Below are 17,571 nucleotides of genomic sequence, written 5' to 3'. Positions count from 1 at the left end.
CAATGGCAAAATTGCAAATCAGCTTATTCGCCCTCTTGGCTTTCTTTGCCATTTTACCCTTTTGCCTTTTCGCCCTCAACAAATCCCTTTATAATCCCCGCCATTTCAACAATTTCCTGCTCAGTATTGAAACTATGCAGACATATCCTGAGTCTTTCAGTTCCTGTTTTTACGGTTGGGCTGTAGACCGCATAGGTTAGAAATTCTCTGTCAGACAATGTTTCCTGTAATGCTTTCAGCTGATGATTGTCGGGAATGATTATGGCTTGTATCGGGCTTATTTCTGATGAAGGTGTTTCTATGTTTTGATTTCTGAAGATTTTTATGTTTTGAGAAAGTTTTTCCTGTAATTCTGGTTTTTGGTTTATAAATTCGTACCCTGTCTTTATACTCAGCCACAGGAAGTCCTGGGCGGATGTTGTATAAATAAACGGTGAGGCAAAATTCACTAAATAGGATTTTACGGTTTCATCACAAAGAATAGCTGCTCCGTGGGCTCCCAAAGCCTTTCCATAAGTTATTACAGTGGCAAAAACATCTTTTTGCAGCTGATATTTTTCAATCAGGCCATATCCGAAAACCCCGAAAGCATGCGCTTCATCTACAATTAAAAGAGCATCGTATTTCCGGGCTAAAGCTGCCATTTGCTGAAGCGGAGCAAGATCGCCATCCATTGAATAAAGACTTTCTATGGCTATAAAGCATTGTCCGGACTGTTTTTTCAGGATATTTTCCAGATCATCAGGGTCATTATGCCTGAACTTTATTTTTTTTGCGTGAGACATTCTGCAGGCATCATGGACCGACCGGTGGATCTGTTCATCCACAATAATGGTATCGTGACGGTCCGGCAATGTAGAAAACAAAGCCAGATTGGCATTATATCCGGAATAGAAAAGTAAAGCTTCAGGATATTCGTGCTGTTGGGCAATATAACTCTCCACTTCGGTTACCATCCTGCTGTTTCCACTGATCAGTCTAGATCCGGAACTTCCTGAGAGTAGCGCAGGATTTTCCTGAACATAGCTCAGCAATTGCCTTTGTAATTCTTCATCTTTAGCCAAACCGAGATAATCGTTGGAATAAAAATCAACACCTTTTAATTCAGGCTTTAATGTTCTCAGTATTCCCGTTTCTTTTCTCCGGTCAAGAGCTTCCTGAAACTTTTTAAGCATAATCCAATTGTGATACTTCCTCCGCTATAGCACTGATCCACTGATCATGCAGTTCTTTTTCTATGGCCAGAATATTTCCGGCATGCTGTTGCCATTCCACAGAAAACTCATTAAGCTGGTTGATCATTTCTTCAAGATGTCCCTCTTCTTCCAGAATAATAGATTTCACCATAATTTTTGAAGATTGTTTAGTCAGAATATCCTGATACACCGGATACAACTCGTCTGCCCGCACTTCAATAGCGTAGGTCACGAAAAGATAAGCTGCATATTTTAGCTCTTCTTTATTTAAATTAAAGACAGTCTGAAGATACCTGCATGCTTTTACATCCAGGGAATGAAGATATTGTCTGGTGGCAGTAGGGGCCAGAAGCTCATCAGCTTCATAGGTTTTGCATAATTCCGGATCTAATTTCCCGATTTGTTTTTTAAGGTAGTAAGCATGGCGATGTTCTTCTGCAGCATGCTTCAGCTGTATCAGCGTAACGGAAACCGGATGTTCGCACTTAGAAATTTTTCTGGCGCCGGCATTTTCCATAAACGAGAGGGTATTGAGCCATTTGGCGTGGGTTCCGTTGTCCTGTACAATTTTTTCAAGCAGTTGATGAAATTCCATAGGGTTAATTTTGTTGCGAGTTTCGTGATTAGGGTTCTGAGATTCCGGTTTTAAGTTAATTTTCTATTATCATTTCATATGACGTAACCCGAAACTCGTATCCCGTACCCGTTAATTTATTTCACCAAAAGTAGTATATTGCCGGACCATTAAAAGGTGCCAGTTTTAATATTATGGATAGTCCGGTTAAAATTCCTTATCAAAGTTTTATAGAAATTGACAGAAATTCAGAGACTTCGATCTATATGCAGATTGCGAATCAGCTTATCAATGCTATTCAAAGGGGATTTTTGCCTTATGGTACAAAATTGCCGGGAACCAGAACATTCAGTGAAGTTCTGGATATTCACCGGAATACTGCTGTTGCCGTTTATGATGAATTGTCTGCACAGGGCTGGGTGGAAAGTCTTCCGAACAAAGGAACTTTTATCATCGGAGAACATCAGGAGAAACCTGTGAAAGTGAAGAATTTTGAAAAGAACAGTCTTCAGAATTATCCTCAGGCAACAGGATTTTCATTTAAAAGTTCAAATATCTTAGATAATCCCTTTGAGCATTCGGATTGTGAATATATTTTTAATGATGGAGTTCCGGATATCAGACTGACACAGATCGGCCAGCACTCGAGGTTTTACAGCTCGATTCTTAAGCGGAAATCCAACCAGAAAATGCTGGGCCATTACAACCATGACGGTAGTGAATTTTTTAAAGAACATCTTTCCAGATATCTTAATCTGTCCCGTGGACTGCCTATTTCAAAGAATAATCTTCTTATTACCCGAAGTACGGAAATGAGTATTTATATTGTTTCCGAAATCTTGCTTTCTGAAGGAGATACGGTATTGGTAGGAGCTCTCAGTTATTTCTCTGTCAATATGATCTTTCAGAAAAAAGGAGTGAATATCTTATCAATGCCTATTGATGGAGAAGGAATTATCGTAGAAAATGTCCGGGAAATATGTAAAAAACAAAAAATCCGGATGCTTTACCTTACCCCGCACCACCACTATCCCACTACCGTTGCATTGAGCGCGCAGCGAAGGCTTGAGCTGCTGGATCTTGCCCATGAGTACGGCTTTGTAATCCTTGAAGATGATTACGATTACGAATTTCATTATGATAAAAGTCCGATTCTTCCTTTGGCAAGTGCAGATACCAACGGAATGGTGATTTACATTGGCTCTTTCGGGAAATCTCTGGCTCCGGGATTCAGAACAGGTTTTATTGTAGCTCCTGAAAATCTGATGGCTGAAATGCGGAAATATCTAGGCATTATAGACCGCCAGGGCGATATTTTAATGGAGAGGACTTTGGGAGAAATGATTGAAGAGGGCGAAATCCACCGTTATCTGAAAAAATCGCTGAAGGTTTATCAGGAAAGACGGGATTATTTTGCCGAACTCCTTGATAAGCATTTAGAAGAGTTAATCCAGTTTCAAAAGCCTTCAGGAGGACTTGCTTTCTGGCTGGAATGGAATGTTCCGATTAATCTGATGCAGCTGAGCAGAAACTGTGCAAAGGATAATCTTTTTATTCCGAAAACACTGCTTTATCAAACCAAAAATCTGACTGCGATGCGCCTGGGTTTCGGTAATTTCAATGCTGACGAAATGGAGAGAAGTATCGGAATTTTCGCGGAAAATGCCAGGAGATTGCTTTAAATGTGGATGTTATTTCCCGTAGATTTTGCAGATGGAGCAGATTTTTGAGTATGACGCAACCTTATAGGTTTTTAAAACCTATAAGGTTTAAATTAAAAGTAAATAGTTTCCCGCGGATCACATGAGTCCCACTGATGTTTATTATTTAAATCTGTGAAATCAGCGTGATCTGTGGGAGAAAAAGATTTATTTTGTAATTGTAAATAATTAATTTAAAAATTCCCACAGAATATACAGATTTCCACGAATGTTTATGTTTTTGTATGTACAGATATTGGGTATAAAAAAGTGCAACTGTTACGTTACACTTTTTTGAATTTTTGTTTTTTAATTTGATAAAGGTTTTGCTTTGACCTTCTTTCTCTTCGGTTTTTTCTTTTTTCTGTTCAGATAGATAATGAATCCCGTGATGGGAAGTGATGCTGCAATCATGCCTGCAAAAAGATACAGGATCCTGCCGGTCAGTCCAAAAATGCTACCCATGTGAAGGTCATAATTCCTTGCTCTTAATGCAGTTCCATATCCGATATTCTTGTCATTATACAACTGATGCTTTAAAATTATTCCCGAATATTGATCAAAATTGAACTGCTCATTCTGGTATTGCTTATTGCCGAAGGTCACCTCAGCATAATAAGTTCCTTCTTCTGTTTTGGGAAAGCTGATAAGGGCTGATTTTTTACCTGCCAGGCTTTTTTCAACTCTTTTCCCAACGATATCCAGAATATTTTTCTGGTCTGAAAACTCTTCCAAAGGAATAGTACTCTTGGCTTTTTGTTCGGTCTTTGCTTTTCCGTTCAGCGTTTTTTTAACCCATTTATCAAAGCCTTCAAAGTTCCAGACCAATGCTGCATAAATGATGAGAAACAAAGGAATAACAGCATAAAAACCTAAAACATTGTGTATGTCATAATTGACTCTTTTCCATTTTGCAGATGTTTTGATGAGAAACATTCCCTTCAAAGCTTTCTTACTCATTTTGCGGGGAAACCAGATTACCAATCCTGAAACCAGCATAATTGCCAAGATCAATGTAGAATATCCTGTAATGGTTTTACCGATTTTTTCGCCCAGTAGAAGCCTGCGGTGAAGATCCATCACAATCTCAAAAAAATCATTTTTAGCATTTTCAACCTCAAGAATTTTTCCGGTATAGGGATCTACATAAACCCTGTAATAATAAATATAAGTGCCCCAATACGTCAAAGCTTCATCATTCATTTTCAATGACCGGAATACATAGCTCCCGGCTGGATCTGAGGATATTTCTACCCTGCTCACTTTCAGACTGTCCGGCAATGCCTGTTCCGCTTTTAATTTGAGGACAGAGAACGGTAATTTTTCTCTTCGGATGGTTTTAACGAAATATTTTTCAGGGTGTATGGCGTGTTTCAGTTCTTTTTCGAAAGCCAGAATACATCCTGTCACGGCCATTATTATAACTATAAGCCCGGACGCCAGCCCGAGCCATAGATGTAATTGATAGGCTATCTTCCTTAGTGTAGAATTCATATTAAAATTTAAGGGTCACCTCCGCAACAAAATTACGCGGCATTTGGGCAACTATTACCCCTTGTCCTGCAAAATACTGCACATTTCCTAAATTATTCATTTTAAATCCTAATCTGTATCGTTCTTTTTCAAGGGACACGGAAGCATTGACTAAAGTATAAGCCGGGAATGTAAACTGTCCGGTAGTAGTATTATCTACAGTAACCTGCTCGCCTACACGGTTGACTCCAAAGCCTAAACCAAGACCGGAAAGTCCTTTGATCGGTAAAACGTAGCTCACCCATGAATTGAATACATTGGCAGGACCTGAAGATGAGGGACGGCGGCCTTCCACATTGGCAGCAGCTCTTACAAATTTACTGTCGTTATAAGAATATCCCGCCATAATGTTCAGACCCTGGATTGGGTTCAGAATGGTTTCAATTTCTATTCCTTTGCTTCTCTGTTCTCCGTCCTGGATCGTTACATTATAGTTTTTTCCGTCACGAACAATTGGTTCGATTCTTAACATATTATCGACCAGAATATCATAATATCCAACGGTGAAATTCACCCTGTTTCTCCAAAGGTTTCCCTTGAATCCCACTTCCCACTGGTTGGACCTCTGCGGTTTGAAATCTCCGCTGTAGTCTGCAAGCGGCTGAGCCACCGGAACCACATTACTGAAGCCATTCATATAGTTCGCATAGGCTGATAACTGATCTTTAAGAATCTGATAGGATAAACCGAATTTCGGAGACAATGCATTCTGATTGAATGTTCCCGTATTGATATTGGTGTTCAGGTCAAGCTGTCCGTTACTTTCATAATGATCAAAACGTAAGCTCAGCAATGCAACCAAACGGTCTGTAATATAAACCGCATCAGAAACGTAAGCACCATAAATATTACTTGATGCAGTATTTCTCACTAAAGCTCCCGAAGAAGTCTGAATTTTCTGCAATGCCAGATCTTTGGAAATATTACCGTATGTTCCCGTTACCGGTGCTACCACTGGTGCTGTAAGATTCTTCCCATCAATATAATCAAATACAACAATCGGAGAAAGGTTATTATTCTGAGACTGATTTAAATAATCTAACCCTACAAGAAGTTTATTTTTAATGGTTCCAATCTTAAATTCCCCGTTAAAGTTCTGCTGGATGCTGGTAGATGCACCTTCACCATTCTGCCATTGTACATTACGCTCCAGAAGGTTATCTGTAGCTCCTCTCATAAACTGGTACTGATACAAACCTTCCGTTTTTCTGTAGTTTCTTGAGATCAAAGTCTGGGAACTCCACTGATCTGAAATTTTGTAATTCACCTCAGCTTTTACATTGATGGAAGGTGCCTTCAGGCTCATATCGTTATTGGAGTAAGACTTTTTCCAGTCAAATCCGAGCTCGTCCGGAGTTCTCGCGATGAATTGCCTGTTTCTCGGTAAAAAGATAATCGGGGTATTGGTTCCTTCATAGGTGTAAATCTGGGCGCCAAGGCTGAACTTCAGTCTGTCATCCACCTGATAGCTGAATGTAGGAGCCACAAACATAGATTTTCTGAACTCAGAATCCCTGAATCCGTTCTGATACTGATAGGCTGCATTCAAACGGAACAGTGTCTTTCTTGAATCCGTAATAGGTCCGTATACATCGGCCGTCACACGGTTCAGGTTATAACTTCCCAAAAGATAGGAGACTTCTCCGCCAAAATAATCTTTCGGTTTTTTTGTAGTCACATTGATTAATCCTCCGAAAGAGTTTACCGCACCGCCATACAAAGTTCCGGAAGGTCCTTTAATGACATCGATACGTTCAATATCTGCAGGATCAATTTCTGAATTGGTTGTAGCAGGAACTCCGTCTACCATAGAAACCCTGGTAGGAAATCCTCTTAAATTATAATAAAAACTTCCGTCTCCTGCTCTTCCCGCACTTCCCTGCATTTTTACAATACCGGGAGCATTTTTCAGAGCGTCCGAAACATCATAGATAAGCTGCTCCTTCAGGATCTGTTGATTAATACTTGTATAGAACTGCGGATTTTCTATATTTTTCAATGGCATTTTTGAGATGGAAGTACTGTCCCTGTCCAGAAATTTGTTTCTGCTGAAGGCATATACCGTGATCCCTTCTATAACATTATTTTCCTGTGAAGTATAAATGACCGGAATTTCAAAGACATCTTTTTCAATGCGGATCTGCTCACGCATCAGTTCGATATCATTCAAAACCACCTGAAGCGTATATTCTCCCGGTGGCACATTATCAAAGTGATATTCTCCTGAATTATTGGTTTTGGCCTGATACGGTGTATTCACTAACCTTAAAAGTGCATTCTTCACAGGTGCTTTTTCAGACAGCATGATCTTCCCGTTAACACGTTCGCTCTGCTGGGCAGAAACAAAAAGCGGGAAGCTGACAAGTAATAAAAGTAATATAGGGGTTTTAAATTTTTTCATGCTGTAAATTTTGAAGCAGTGGATAGTTGATTTTGCCGTTCTGTGATAATGGGAATGATTCTATGTGTTCGGTGCTTACATACTGCGGATTGATGCGCAGTTTATTCTTAATAATTTCCTTAATGACCTGGGGATCTATTTCTTTGTTGTCATACAGAACAATGATTTTCTTATCATTGCCGTTCAGACAGACTACGGTATTTCCTTCCAGTTCATTTTTAAGAATAAACTCTACCTCATCCAGGTTAAGACGGATCCCGAAAAGCTTCATAATCCTTTTGATTCTTCCTGTGATGTAGTACAAACCGTTCTGCCCTCTTCTGCCTGTATCTCCGGTATGAAGAATTCCCGGCTGTTCGTAGGTAGAGAGATCTTCAAGCTTGTTGGCATAACCTCCGCTGATGCTTGAATGCAGGAATAACAATTCATCCGTATCAGGATCGATCCGGAAGCTTCCGCCGGGTACAGGTGTACCGATAGAAGTTTCTTCTTCAAGAAGCCCGTCTGTGGTAAGATAGGCCATTCTTCCGCCGGCTTCGGTTTGTCCGTACTGGGCAAAGAACTGTTTTTCAAATTCATGACAGTAGTTGAAGATGGTTTTTCTCAATTCGGCATTGATCACACCTCCTGTGTGGGTCATGTATCTCAGGCTGATGCTGTCTTTTCTGAAAAATCCGATTCTGTTCAGATTTTCGTACAGATACGGAACACCGCCAAGCGTGCTGTATCCGTACTCTTCCATTTCGTCCCAGAAAGCTTTTTGCATAATGTCCTTGTCCGTACATACGATTCTTCCCGCCCGCATACAGTTGGTGGTGAAAATAGAGAAACCGTACACGAAATTAATCGGGACGTTAAGCGGAACGACATCTGTTTCCAGGATTGGCATGTACTGAAGGATGCTGATGGCATTCTGATACAGGTTTTCATCGGAAAGCTTGACCAGTTTCGGAACTCCCGTGGTTCCGGAAGTACTCAGCAGTATCTTGATTTCAGGATGAATAACCACTTCGGGGCGATAGTCTTTTTTAGCAAAGATCTTCACCGTTTCAGAGAAATCCTTCAGTTCATACCCTTGAACCTCATCTCTTGAAGGGTCAAAGATATATTTCGGACGGTATTCCGCTTCTAGGCGCTCTTTAAACTCCGGATGCAGTTTCTGTCCCAGAACGGCAATGGCATGGGCCGTTCCATAAAAATTGAGAAGAACCTCAATACCGGGTAACTGGTTGTCATTGTACAAAAAGATCAATCCTTTTTCTACAGGATTGAGGCCCAAAGACCGGTACAGCGTTCCAACGGGCGTGGTGGCACCGCTGGAAGCATCTGTAAACAAGAGGTTCTTGTTGGCAATTACATTTTCTAAAATTTTCATATACTTAGTTTTCTACGAGTACATCGTATTTTTTCATTTTTTCACGGATCTTGCCGACAGTACCCATTTCTAGGATGTCGTTGAAATCAAACTTTACCTGGTAAAACTGTTCCAAGGCTTCCACAATAAGGAGATGTGACATAGAATCCCATTCCGGGATTTCCTGATAGGTAAGGTTTTCGTCTACCAGTTCTTTTTTTACAGCAATTGCTGATGCTATAATTTCGTAAAATTCGTCTGTTGTGTGCATTTTAAATTTTTATAGTTTTCCATTTACCATTTTTGAAGATCATTAAGAATAAAACAGCCAGTACGATTTCCGAGGAAACGATGGCGGTAAATATTCCTTTAAGTTCCCACTGAAGTCTTATCCCAAGCAGATAAGCCAGAGGAAGCTGAATCACGTAGAACATGATCATGTAAAGCAGCGTTACCTGCATAATATTGCCGGCAGCATTAAGCGCACGGCTGATTACCATTGTAAAGCCCAATAAAAGATAAGCCACAGACACCACGTGGATGTACTGTACAGCGTATCTTGCTACCTCGGCTTCTTTGGTGAAGAAAGTCACTACGTATTCTGCCGCAAATTGCCAGAATATGGCAACAATTATCAGATAGGTCATATTGATTCCTCCCGCTCTCCAAACCGTTTTTTCTGCACGATCAGGATTTCCGGCGCCTAAATTCTGTCCCGTTAAAACACCAGCAGCATTTCCAATTCCCCAGGCAGGCATTGTAGCGACGGAAGCAATTCTCTGGGCAATAATGTAACCTGCCAATGCAGTAGTACCGAAAGTGGCGATGATTTTAACCATAATCAGCCAGCTCGAAGCGGGAACAATATACTGTACCAGGCCTCCCAGAGCTATTTTCATGATTTTTTTAGCAAAGGCAGATCCATGCGGAATTTCATCAGGATATTGATGCTTGTTTTGCGGGTAAGGAGAATAAAGAACTGGTACAAAACCGCCAGTAAACGGGATAAAACCGTCGCGTAAGCCAGTCCCATCAATCCGTAAGCGGGAATAAAGCCTAATCCGAAAACAAGAATCACGGCAAATACCATACTTGAGATATGACAGAGCCAAAGTGATTTCATCGCAAGATCGGCATCTCCGGCACCTCTGAACAGTCCGTTGATGGACAGACGCAGAATCACCAGACCGATGCTTAAAAAGACCAGTTTGGAAAAAAGAAGCCCGTTCTCAACAATACCTGTATTAAACCCAAGAAAGCTGATGATCTCTCCTGCAAAAAGAAATGACAAACCACCAATCAGTAAAGCAAATGCAAAGGCCAGCAATATGATGTAGTGGGCAGTTCTTCCCATCCCTTCCCGATCTTTTTCTCCGGCTCTTCTTGCCGTAAGCGTTGCAGCAGCTATACCCAATCCAATGGCAATGGCATTGGCAAAATTGATGTAGTTGTCTGTAATCCCGACAAGTCCAAGCACCTTATCGCCCAGTTTTGCAATAATCAGAAGGTTGATGCTGACAAATACTGATTCCATCACCAGCTCCATCACCATAGGAATGGCAAGGCTGAAAATAGAACGGTTGATGCTGCCTGAAGTAAGCTCTATTTTTTCCCCGCCATTGCCCTATACGCAAATACAGAGCCTTCTTTTACAATATGCAGAAGATTTCTCATACTTCTGCTACAGAGTTTTTATTTGCAATCTGATGCAGAGGATTCGGCAGTGCACCGTCTTTTTCGGAATTGCAAATGCTTTATTCTCGCTGTAGCCGCCATTCTTCAGGCGTACACTATTGATGTAAAACCTTTTGAATGCAGGAACGTACAGATCATATTTTTCGTAACGTTCGTTCAGATGGGGATTTTGATTTTTGTAATTCTCAATACACTCGTGAACAAGGGTCCAGAATGTTTCTTCCTGAAAATTGAAATAGGTATGCAGAACATTCGATAAATATCTGAAGAACGCATCAAAAACACCTAAAAGAATAGACAACGGGACATTTTCCTTGTTGGAAGACTGGATCAGTCCGTCTGCCAGATGATCAGGAAGTTTTTCCCTTGCTTCCGGAGTCAGTACGATATCATCCACGAAATCTTTGATCACAATTCTCTGTGGCAATCCGTTTTTCAGAACAACCATAATGTTTTCCCCGTGTGGGGTTACACAAAGTGAATGGGTATAATAAATGTGAAGAAGCGGTGTAAGATAAGCATTCAGGTACTCTGTGATCCATTGCCTGATGGTGATTCCAGCTTTTTCCGCAAAGGCCTGTACCAAAGGAACGCCGTTCTGATCTACAAATAAAAGGGAAGCCATGGTGAACATTTCTTCGCCTTCTTTTAAATATTTGCAGGCACTTTCACGCCATAAAGCTCCCAGGAATTCATTATACTGATAAGGAACACCGGCAATTGCACTGTATTGAGGATGCAGATAGGCAATAGAAGCTTCTTCTCCTAAAAATATCGTTCCTTTTGTTTCTAAATAAGCATCGTCTTTGATCAATCCTTTTACCCAGTCTGTAATGGCCGGGGCAATTTTCATCTGCTTGGGAGAAAGACCTCTGATGTTTCCTGTGCTTAAAATAGAAACTGCCGTCTTCAGATATCTTTTTTCAGGATGATTGATATTGAATAGTGTACGGATACTCTGCTGCGGACTGTAAATATCATTTCCTTCTCCCAGAAGAATTAAAAAACCGGCTGCAAGATCTCCCGCAAAATGAATTTTCAGCTTATTTTCCCATTGCCACGGATGTACCGGAATTAAATTGTAATCATAGGCAGATCTTCCTGAATCGATCAGTTTCTGTTGAAATTCCTGATACAATTTGTCTCCCATTTCAGAACGGTAAAATTCTTCCCGATTTATATGTTCCAGCGACTGGAAAGCTGATCTGTCTTTATGGGCAGCCAGCCATAAAACTTTTAAATTTTGTCCGGCTTCCGGAGCAAATGTTTCAAGGTCAGCAGGAGAAAAACCTAACCTGCTTTTGTTTACAATCACCCACGGATGGCCGGTCATCTGGTGTTCTACCGTCTGATAGTTGCTTGATGCAAGCTCTTTTGAAGATTTCACCCCTCTGGATAAGATGAGCGCATCGCAATATAAAGTATAAAGTAATTCTTCAGTATATCTGGCTAAGGTATTGGCATCCAGATCCAATACAGTCTGCATTTCAAGAAAGAACTGTGTGATATTCAGCGATGAGGTTTTTACGCCGTTTTCTGTTTTTATGATACTGTCTTTATCAATATGCCAGTAATCCATCATTCTTTCCTGTCCACGGAAACTGTATTCTATATTTTCGATTCCGGTTTCAAGTCTGAAAACTGTAAATCCAGACTCATCCTGAAGTATTGGAACGGGTTTCAGCCGTTCTTCATGCATCAGTTCTGCAATCGTTTTGGCCATAAGGTCCCTGTTAGCCTGCAGCCAGATTTCCTGGCTGAATGTATTATTATTTAAATTGGTGTTCATTTCTGTTATATTTTCGCAGTTGGCATTGCAGCATGTTTTTCCACATCAAAATCCTGGAAAGCAATTTTCTTTTCGATTTTATAATATTCCCTTCCCAGAATGTCGTTGATGATGTAGGAATTACGGTAAGCCGCCATTCCAAGGTCGGTTGAAATGTAACTGTGAGTATGTACTTCTGCGTGAAGAACATAAATTTCACCGCCGTTGTGGTCTATGGAGTAATTCCTGTTCACATCAAACAAACCGCTTGAATCTCTTTTAATTCTGGACTGGATGTTCTTCAGGAATGCTGGCTCATGATAACGGTAGCCTGTTCCTATTACCAGATAATCTGCTGACTGTTCGTATGGAACCTCTTGCTCCAATTGGGTGAATTCAAGAATTAAATTCTCCGGGCTGCTGTTGTCTACCCTGTCCAGCTGGCTGTTCGGGATGATAGTCAGCTTCGGATCAGCATTATCGATATTCAGGTCGTAGATGAAGTCATAGATTTGGTTGATCAGATCGTAGTTGATTCCTTTAAATTGAGCCTGCTGCTTGCTCAGAATGGTTTTTCTTGCGGCTTCACTTCTGCTGTAAAAATAATCTACATAATCAGGAGAAGTCAGTTCTAAAGTCAGCTTTGAATATTCCATCGGGAAGAAACGGTCCGGACGTGAATACCAGCCTAGCTGGGTATCTTCATCACGGCTCTGTAATAAATCATAGAAAACCTCTGCCGCACTTTGTCCTGAACCGATCACAGCAATTTTTTTACCTTTTGTTAAAAGTTCTTCCTTGCGGTACAGATAAGAGCTTGTATGAAGAATACGTGTATCCTCTTTAGGAATAAATGAAGGAATATGTGGCTGGGTTCCTGTTCCCAAGATCAGTCTTTCTGTTCTGAAAACTTCTGTTTCCTTAGTTTTGGTATGAATGGTGGTTATTAAATACAGTTCGTCTTCATACACAATATCAACGACTTGTGTGGAGAAACGGCACTGTGTTAGCTGGCTCACCACCCATTGGCAGTAACGGTTATACTCTTTCCGCGGAATAAAAAAATCTTCCCTGATAAAAAATTTGTACAGCCTGTTGGTTTGTTTCAGATAGTTCAGTAGGCTTAAAGGATTGGTAGGATCTGCCATAGATACACAATCGCACAGGAAAGGCGTTTGCAGCGTTACATGGTCGATCATCAATCCCGGATGCCAGTCGAAGCCGTCTCTCTGGTCAAGGAAAAGTGTTTTTAATTCAGAAATCGGTTTGGATAAAGCAGCAAGACCAAGATTGAAAGGGCCAATACCGATGCCGATTACATTATATATCGTTTCGTTATTCATTTTCAGTAATTTTTACGGTGAATTCTACATCTTTGTTCTGAGGGAATTTTTCCCAGTACCATTCCCTGTAGCAAAAGTTCAGGTTGGCTTTTTTATGAGGCATTTCAATCACTTTATCTACTTTGAAACCTACATGGGCTTTATTCATCATAGAAGCCAGAGAATCTACCGAGCCTTCCCCTACCATTTTTCCCACTTCAGGCTGGGCAAATACATAATCCACCATAGACTGTGTAGATGGGGAAACAAACTTCTTCTTCGGATCGGTAGGCGCAATGAACTGATGTGTTCCATAGTCGGTGGGCAGCACATCATAGTAATCGCCTACAATATCCCTGCACGGCCAGTACACCTCAATATTACAGGTAGGTTCACCATTGCTCATCACAATATAGCTGTGGGCTTCATCACCCGGAAGCATCAGGCGGTAATAGGTTTCCAGCTCATCAATAGTCCAGTTCATCTGCCAGATTTTTACCGCATGTTCACGGTTAAACCATTCATGAAGCATTTCAAGGTCTTCATCAAGATCTATCGGTCTCATGGTGACTGTGACATCTTCTTTCTGAAAATAACGGCTGAAAAACACCTCTTTTCCTTTCGGCTGAATCAGCTGATCCGAGAAATAATGATAATGAAGAAGATTCGGAACTTTAGCATAAGAGATTGCTCCTGCGCTTGTGATTCCGTCAATTTCATTAGCCACTGCTTTAAAATTGGTTTTTGTACCCCAATGACGGTTTTTAAGCGCATAACGGGTAAAATCTGAAGGCATTTCCTGGTGAATTTTCTCAAATTCATCATGTAAAATATTGATGAGATCCCTTTCACGAGCCCATCCTGTCTTTCCTAAAGAGGCAATCAATGCTGAAAGATTGCTTACCAGGACATGATAAGAGATAATGTCCAGAAGACGTTCATCCCTGATAAAAAGATCTTCGATTTTAGGATATTGTTTTGAGAGCTCAGCATACTGTTCTCTTGCACTTTCTCTCAGTAAATAACCCTGTGCATCCCTTACAAAAAGGGTCTGTGGCATCAGCTGATCATCCAGTTTAATCAAAAGATTCTGCTGATGCGCTTCCGGAGCCATCCCGTATTGACTGTATAAATGGTTCAGAGGAGTAATTAATAGCTGAATATATTTTTCAAACCAGATTTTTACCGATTCTTCCGGGCTTTTTTCCAGTCTTTCTGAAACTTCTGTAAAGAATTTCTGACTAAAATTTTGTCCTTCCGCAGGCTCGTCCTGACAAAGTCTGGCCAAAAGAAGTATTTTGTCTTCCGGTAAAAACGGATTCTCACGGATCAGAAGGTTCAGGCTTTCAACATTTTTATCTTTATGATAAACCCCTAAGGTTACAGGCTCCAGAAGCAGCTTAAACCGATTGAAATCCTTTTCGAATGACGCACCCGCATGCTTACGCCACAATGCTGATGCATAACCTCTTGCCAGGTCTTTTTCCGTATTGATTCTTATAGATCCTGTTAAAAGGACATTTAAAGAAAATTTAGGCATCCACGGAATATCCGGGCTGTACATGCTTCTGATGGAAGAAGTGGAATAAAATTCTTCCCCTAAAGTCCCGATATGAATTAAAGTACGGTTGCTGACCATTTCTGCGCCTTCCTTCGTAGACAAAAGATAACCGGCTTCCCATGGATGACAAGGAACCGCATAAAAATCTGATATCTGCTCTCCTTCATTCAGGTATTTCTCTTCAAGGTTTTCCGGTAATGAAACCAGGCTTTTCAGAAATTCGTTGTATGAGATATCCATTACTGAATTTTCTTTCACACAGCTTTTGTGGACCAGAAAATATTCAAGCTGAATACCTGCATTGAATTCCGGGCCGTAAAGAAGCTGCTCTTCTCTGGAGAATCCCATCCTTGCTTTTGTAAAAGGGTGAAGATTGTGACCTACAGGAAGCTGCTGCTCAGATTCAAGGAAAGAATACGTTAATGCATCTTTATCTTTTAATCCATCAGTCATGATCATTTGCAGGTTATGGAAACTGCTTTGAATTCTTTTCGTAAACAATTCCAGCCCTTGTTGGGCAGGTCGTTCAGAAAGCTCCTGATAAACCAGAGCTGTCAGCTGATTAAGATCTGCTTCATCAACTGTCTGATTTTTATGGTCGACGATCCATAAGGGCATGCCATAATTATGAAAAGTACTTTCGGAACGATAAGAAACGGGTGCAAATAAAAACACGTTGCTTTTCTTCAGTTCAAACCTGATATGGAGCGGATAAGTGCTGTTTTCAAGGGCCTGAGCTGTCAATGTATCATACTTCGGAACTCCCTGGTAGAATCTTCCGTTTCCAAGTTCGCGGAGCATTCCGTTCAGCAGGATGCGGACTGTAATTTCCTGTGCCTGTTCTGTATATTTAGTTCTCTGTACCAAAGTTTTCTCCATGAGTTTTTATTTTGTTTAAAATTTGGTGTACGTCTTCTGTGGTTGTAATCGGGTTAAGGAAAGTAAATTTCAGATAGAAATTTCCGTCTACTTTTGTACTGGCTACCAGCACTTCCCCGCTGTAGAACAGCTTCATTTTGATGTATTGGTTCAAGGCATTCAAGTCTTGAATATCGGTTCTGATGTAACGGAAAACCAGAACGCTCAGATCTGTATCGGAGAGCAGTTCAAAATCAGCATTTTCCTGAATCATAGCTGCCACCTCTTTCGTCAGTTCGATTACAGTATCTGTGTATTCGGAAAGTTGTTCCCTGCCCATCATTCTTAAAGTGAACCATAGTTTCAAAGCATCAAATCTTCTTGTGCTCTGGATAATGGATTTGTTGATCTGTGCAGGAATTTCTTCTTCATCCATCTCGGCAGGGTTCAGATAATCTGCATGGTGTTTCAGAATTCTTAATTCCCTTTTGTTCTTCACGATGAAAGCACTGCTGCTGATCGGCTGGAAGAAAGATTTATGATAATCTATCGTCACAGAATCTGCTCTTTCTATGCCATTCAGAAGATGACGGTATTTTTCGCTTAGTAATAAAGCACATCCGTAAGCTGCATCTACATGCATCCAAATATTGTAGTGTTCTGCAATATTGGCAATATCCTCCAGAGGATCTACGTTTCCGAAGTCTGTGGTTCCTGCAGTAGCTACAATCCCGATAGGAATGTTTCCCAGCTGCTCTTCTCTTTTAATGTACTTTTTAAGCAAAGAAATATCCATACAGAATCTCTCATCCGTAGGAACTTTCACGATACATTTTTCGCCTAATCCCATGATGGAAGCATTTTTCAAATTGCTGAAGTGAGATTTGTCGGATACAAAGATTCTGAAGCGACCGGCCTCCTGTGGAAGACCATCCAGCTTAATGTTGTGATGGTATTTTTTCTGGGAAAAGCAGTCGCGCATCATGACCAGCCCCATCAGGTTGCTCTGCGATCCTCCGGCTGTGAAAACGCCGTCGCTGGTTTCTGGATTGTAGCCTAACTGTTCAGCCGTCCAGTCAATCAGTTTTCTTTCCATGAAGGTTCCTCCAGCACTCTGGTCATAGGTATCCTGGGAAGAATTGATGGCGCTGACCAGGATTTCTCCTGCCAATGCCGGAATTACGATAGGACAGTTAAGGTGTGCCACATATTGTGGTAAGTGAAAAGCTGTAGCATGCTTTACATATATAGTATCCACTTCCTGAAGAAGTTCCTGGTAAGAAGACAGTTTTTGGTTTAAATCGATCTGCTGTACCATGCTTTTCATTTCTTTGGCTTCTATTCCGCTGAAGGGCTTGTCGTTTCTATGAAGAAATGTTCCCACAAGGTCTAAAGTATCCTCGACGGCGGAACGATAGTGATCATAATTATCAGAATGAAAAATATTTCCAAAATTCCCCGAAATGTGAGGTAAGGGAGCGCTCAGGATCTCTCCGGCGGACATTTGAGTGTTGTTCATATATTGTATTGTAAGGTGATTTAAGAATTAATAAGTTGTGTGAAGGTATTTGATATATAGATGTATATATCTGACAATCAATATTTTAAT

The 17,571-nt window shown here is 40.8% G+C and carries 13 protein-coding genes; 1 reads left to right on the top strand and 12 read right to left on the bottom strand.

The genetic code is table 11. The annotated features are described in order from the left end of the window. Positions 1-53: 53 nt before the first annotated feature. Both N4G44_RS09790 and N4G44_RS09785 read right to left on the bottom strand, forming a co-directional pair. Positions 54-1,175, bottom strand: coding sequence for an aminotransferase class I/II-fold pyridoxal phosphate-dependent enzyme (locus N4G44_RS09790; protein ID WP_474926373.1), 1,122 nt, complete (start codon positions 1,173-1,175; stop codon positions 54-56). Beyond that, complete coding sequence (locus N4G44_RS09785) at positions 1,168-1,791, bottom strand: hypothetical protein (RefSeq protein ID WP_474926371.1); 624 nt, start codon at positions 1,789-1,791, stop codon at positions 1,168-1,170. The genes N4G44_RS09790 and N4G44_RS09785 overlap by 8 nt, the downstream gene beginning before the upstream one ends. A gap of 173 nt (positions 1,792-1,964) precedes the next feature. Between N4G44_RS09785 and N4G44_RS09780 the strand changes: the two genes are divergently transcribed. Next, positions 1,965-3,452, top strand: a complete 1,488-nt coding sequence (locus tag N4G44_RS09780; RefSeq protein ID WP_474926370.1) for an aminotransferase-like domain-containing protein — start codon at positions 1,965-1,967, stop codon at positions 3,450-3,452. Positions 3,453-3,779: 327 nt separating this feature from the next. On the opposite strand, the gene N4G44_RS09775 is transcribed toward N4G44_RS09780, so the two are convergent. From N4G44_RS09775 to N4G44_RS09730, 10 genes are all read right to left on the bottom strand, one after another. Continuing rightward, complete coding sequence (locus tag N4G44_RS09775; RefSeq protein WP_474926369.1) at positions 3,780-4,964, bottom strand: PepSY-associated TM helix domain-containing protein; 1,185 nt, start codon at positions 4,962-4,964, stop codon at positions 3,780-3,782. Between the two features lies 1 nt (position 4,965). Further along, positions 4,966-7,404 (bottom strand): TonB-dependent siderophore receptor, encoded by a 2,439-nt coding sequence (locus N4G44_RS09770; RefSeq protein WP_474926368.1) that lies wholly within the window; start codon positions 7,402-7,404, stop codon positions 4,966-4,968. After that, on the bottom strand, positions 7,391-8,779 hold the full coding sequence (locus tag N4G44_RS09765; RefSeq protein ID WP_474926366.1) for an AMP-binding protein: 1,389 nt from the start codon (positions 8,777-8,779) through the stop codon (positions 7,391-7,393). The genes N4G44_RS09770 and N4G44_RS09765 overlap by 14 nt, the downstream gene beginning before the upstream one ends. A gap of 4 nt (positions 8,780-8,783) precedes the next feature. After that, a complete protein-coding gene (locus N4G44_RS09760; protein ID WP_048504159.1) occupies positions 8,784-9,029 on the bottom strand; it encodes an acyl carrier protein in 246 nt (81 codons plus the stop codon). A gap of 1 nt (position 9,030) precedes the next feature. Beyond that, positions 9,031-9,657, bottom strand: a complete 627-nt coding sequence (locus N4G44_RS09755) for an MATE family efflux transporter (RefSeq protein WP_474926363.1) — start codon at positions 9,655-9,657, stop codon at positions 9,031-9,033. After that, positions 9,654-10,292 (bottom strand): MATE family efflux transporter, encoded by a 639-nt coding sequence (locus N4G44_RS09750; RefSeq protein ID WP_474926362.1) that lies wholly within the window; start codon positions 10,290-10,292, stop codon positions 9,654-9,656. The genes N4G44_RS09755 and N4G44_RS09750 overlap by 4 nt, the downstream gene beginning before the upstream one ends. A 147-nt stretch (positions 10,293-10,439) precedes the next feature. Beyond that, entirely contained in the window at positions 10,440-12,242 is a 1,803-nt protein-coding gene (locus N4G44_RS09745; protein WP_474926360.1) for an IucA/IucC family protein, read from the bottom strand. A gap of 5 nt (positions 12,243-12,247) precedes the next feature. Continuing rightward, positions 12,248-13,564: a lysine N(6)-hydroxylase/L-ornithine N(5)-oxygenase family protein gene (locus tag N4G44_RS09740; RefSeq protein ID WP_474926359.1), complete on the bottom strand. Its 1,317-nt coding sequence runs from the start codon at positions 13,562-13,564 to the stop codon at positions 12,248-12,250. Continuing rightward, positions 13,557-15,983: a GNAT family N-acetyltransferase gene (locus N4G44_RS09735; RefSeq protein WP_474926358.1), complete on the bottom strand. Its 2,427-nt coding sequence runs from the start codon at positions 15,981-15,983 to the stop codon at positions 13,557-13,559. The genes N4G44_RS09740 and N4G44_RS09735 overlap by 8 nt, the downstream gene beginning before the upstream one ends. Further along, a complete protein-coding gene (locus N4G44_RS09730; protein WP_474926357.1) occupies positions 15,955-17,481 on the bottom strand; it encodes a pyridoxal phosphate-dependent decarboxylase family protein in 1,527 nt (508 codons plus the stop codon). Before N4G44_RS09730 ends, N4G44_RS09735 begins: the two co-directional genes overlap by 29 nt. Positions 17,482-17,571: the final 90 nt, after the last annotated feature.

It is taken from the genome of Chryseobacterium sp. GTID13, assembly GCF_056172655.1.
Note: the sequence above shows the minus strand (reverse complement) of the source record. Positions and strands in the feature narration are given on the sequence as shown.

Coding starts and splice junctions, on each gene's coding strand:
- N4G44_RS09765 (WP_474926366.1), bottom strand. CDS start 8,779: ATGAAAATTTTAGAAAATGTAATTGCCAACAAGAACCTCTTGTTTACA.
- N4G44_RS09740 (WP_474926359.1), bottom strand. CDS start 13,564: ATGAATAACGAAACGATATATAATGTAATCGGCATCGGTATTGGCCCT.
- N4G44_RS09750 (WP_474926362.1), bottom strand. CDS start 10,292: ATGGAATCAGTATTTGTCAGCATCAACCTTCTGATTATTGCAAAACTG.
- N4G44_RS09775 (WP_474926369.1), bottom strand. CDS start 4,964: ATGAATTCTACACTAAGGAAGATAGCCTATCAATTACATCTATGGCTC.
- N4G44_RS09760 (WP_048504159.1), bottom strand. CDS start 9,029: ATGCACACAACAGACGAATTTTACGAAATTATAGCATCAGCAATTGCT.
- N4G44_RS09780 (WP_474926370.1), top strand. CDS start 1,965: ATGGATAGTCCGGTTAAAATTCCTTATCAAAGTTTTATAGAAATTGAC.
- N4G44_RS09790 (WP_474926373.1), bottom strand. CDS start 1,175: ATGCTTAAAAAGTTTCAGGAAGCTCTTGACCGGAGAAAAGAAACGGGA.
- N4G44_RS09730 (WP_474926357.1), bottom strand. CDS start 17,481: ATGAACAACACTCAAATGTCCGCCGGAGAGATCCTGAGCGCTCCCTTA.
- N4G44_RS09745 (WP_474926360.1), bottom strand. CDS start 12,242: ATGAACACCAATTTAAATAATAATACATTCAGCCAGGAAATCTGGCTG.
- N4G44_RS09785 (WP_474926371.1), bottom strand. CDS start 1,791: ATGGAATTTCATCAACTGCTTGAAAAAATTGTACAGGACAACGGAACC.
- N4G44_RS09755 (WP_474926363.1), bottom strand. CDS start 9,657: ATGAAAATAGCTCTGGGAGGCCTGGTACAGTATATTGTTCCCGCTTCG.
- N4G44_RS09735 (WP_474926358.1), bottom strand. CDS start 15,983: ATGGAGAAAACTTTGGTACAGAGAACTAAATATACAGAACAGGCACAG.
- N4G44_RS09770 (WP_474926368.1), bottom strand. CDS start 7,404: ATGAAAAAATTTAAAACCCCTATATTACTTTTATTACTTGTCAGCTTC.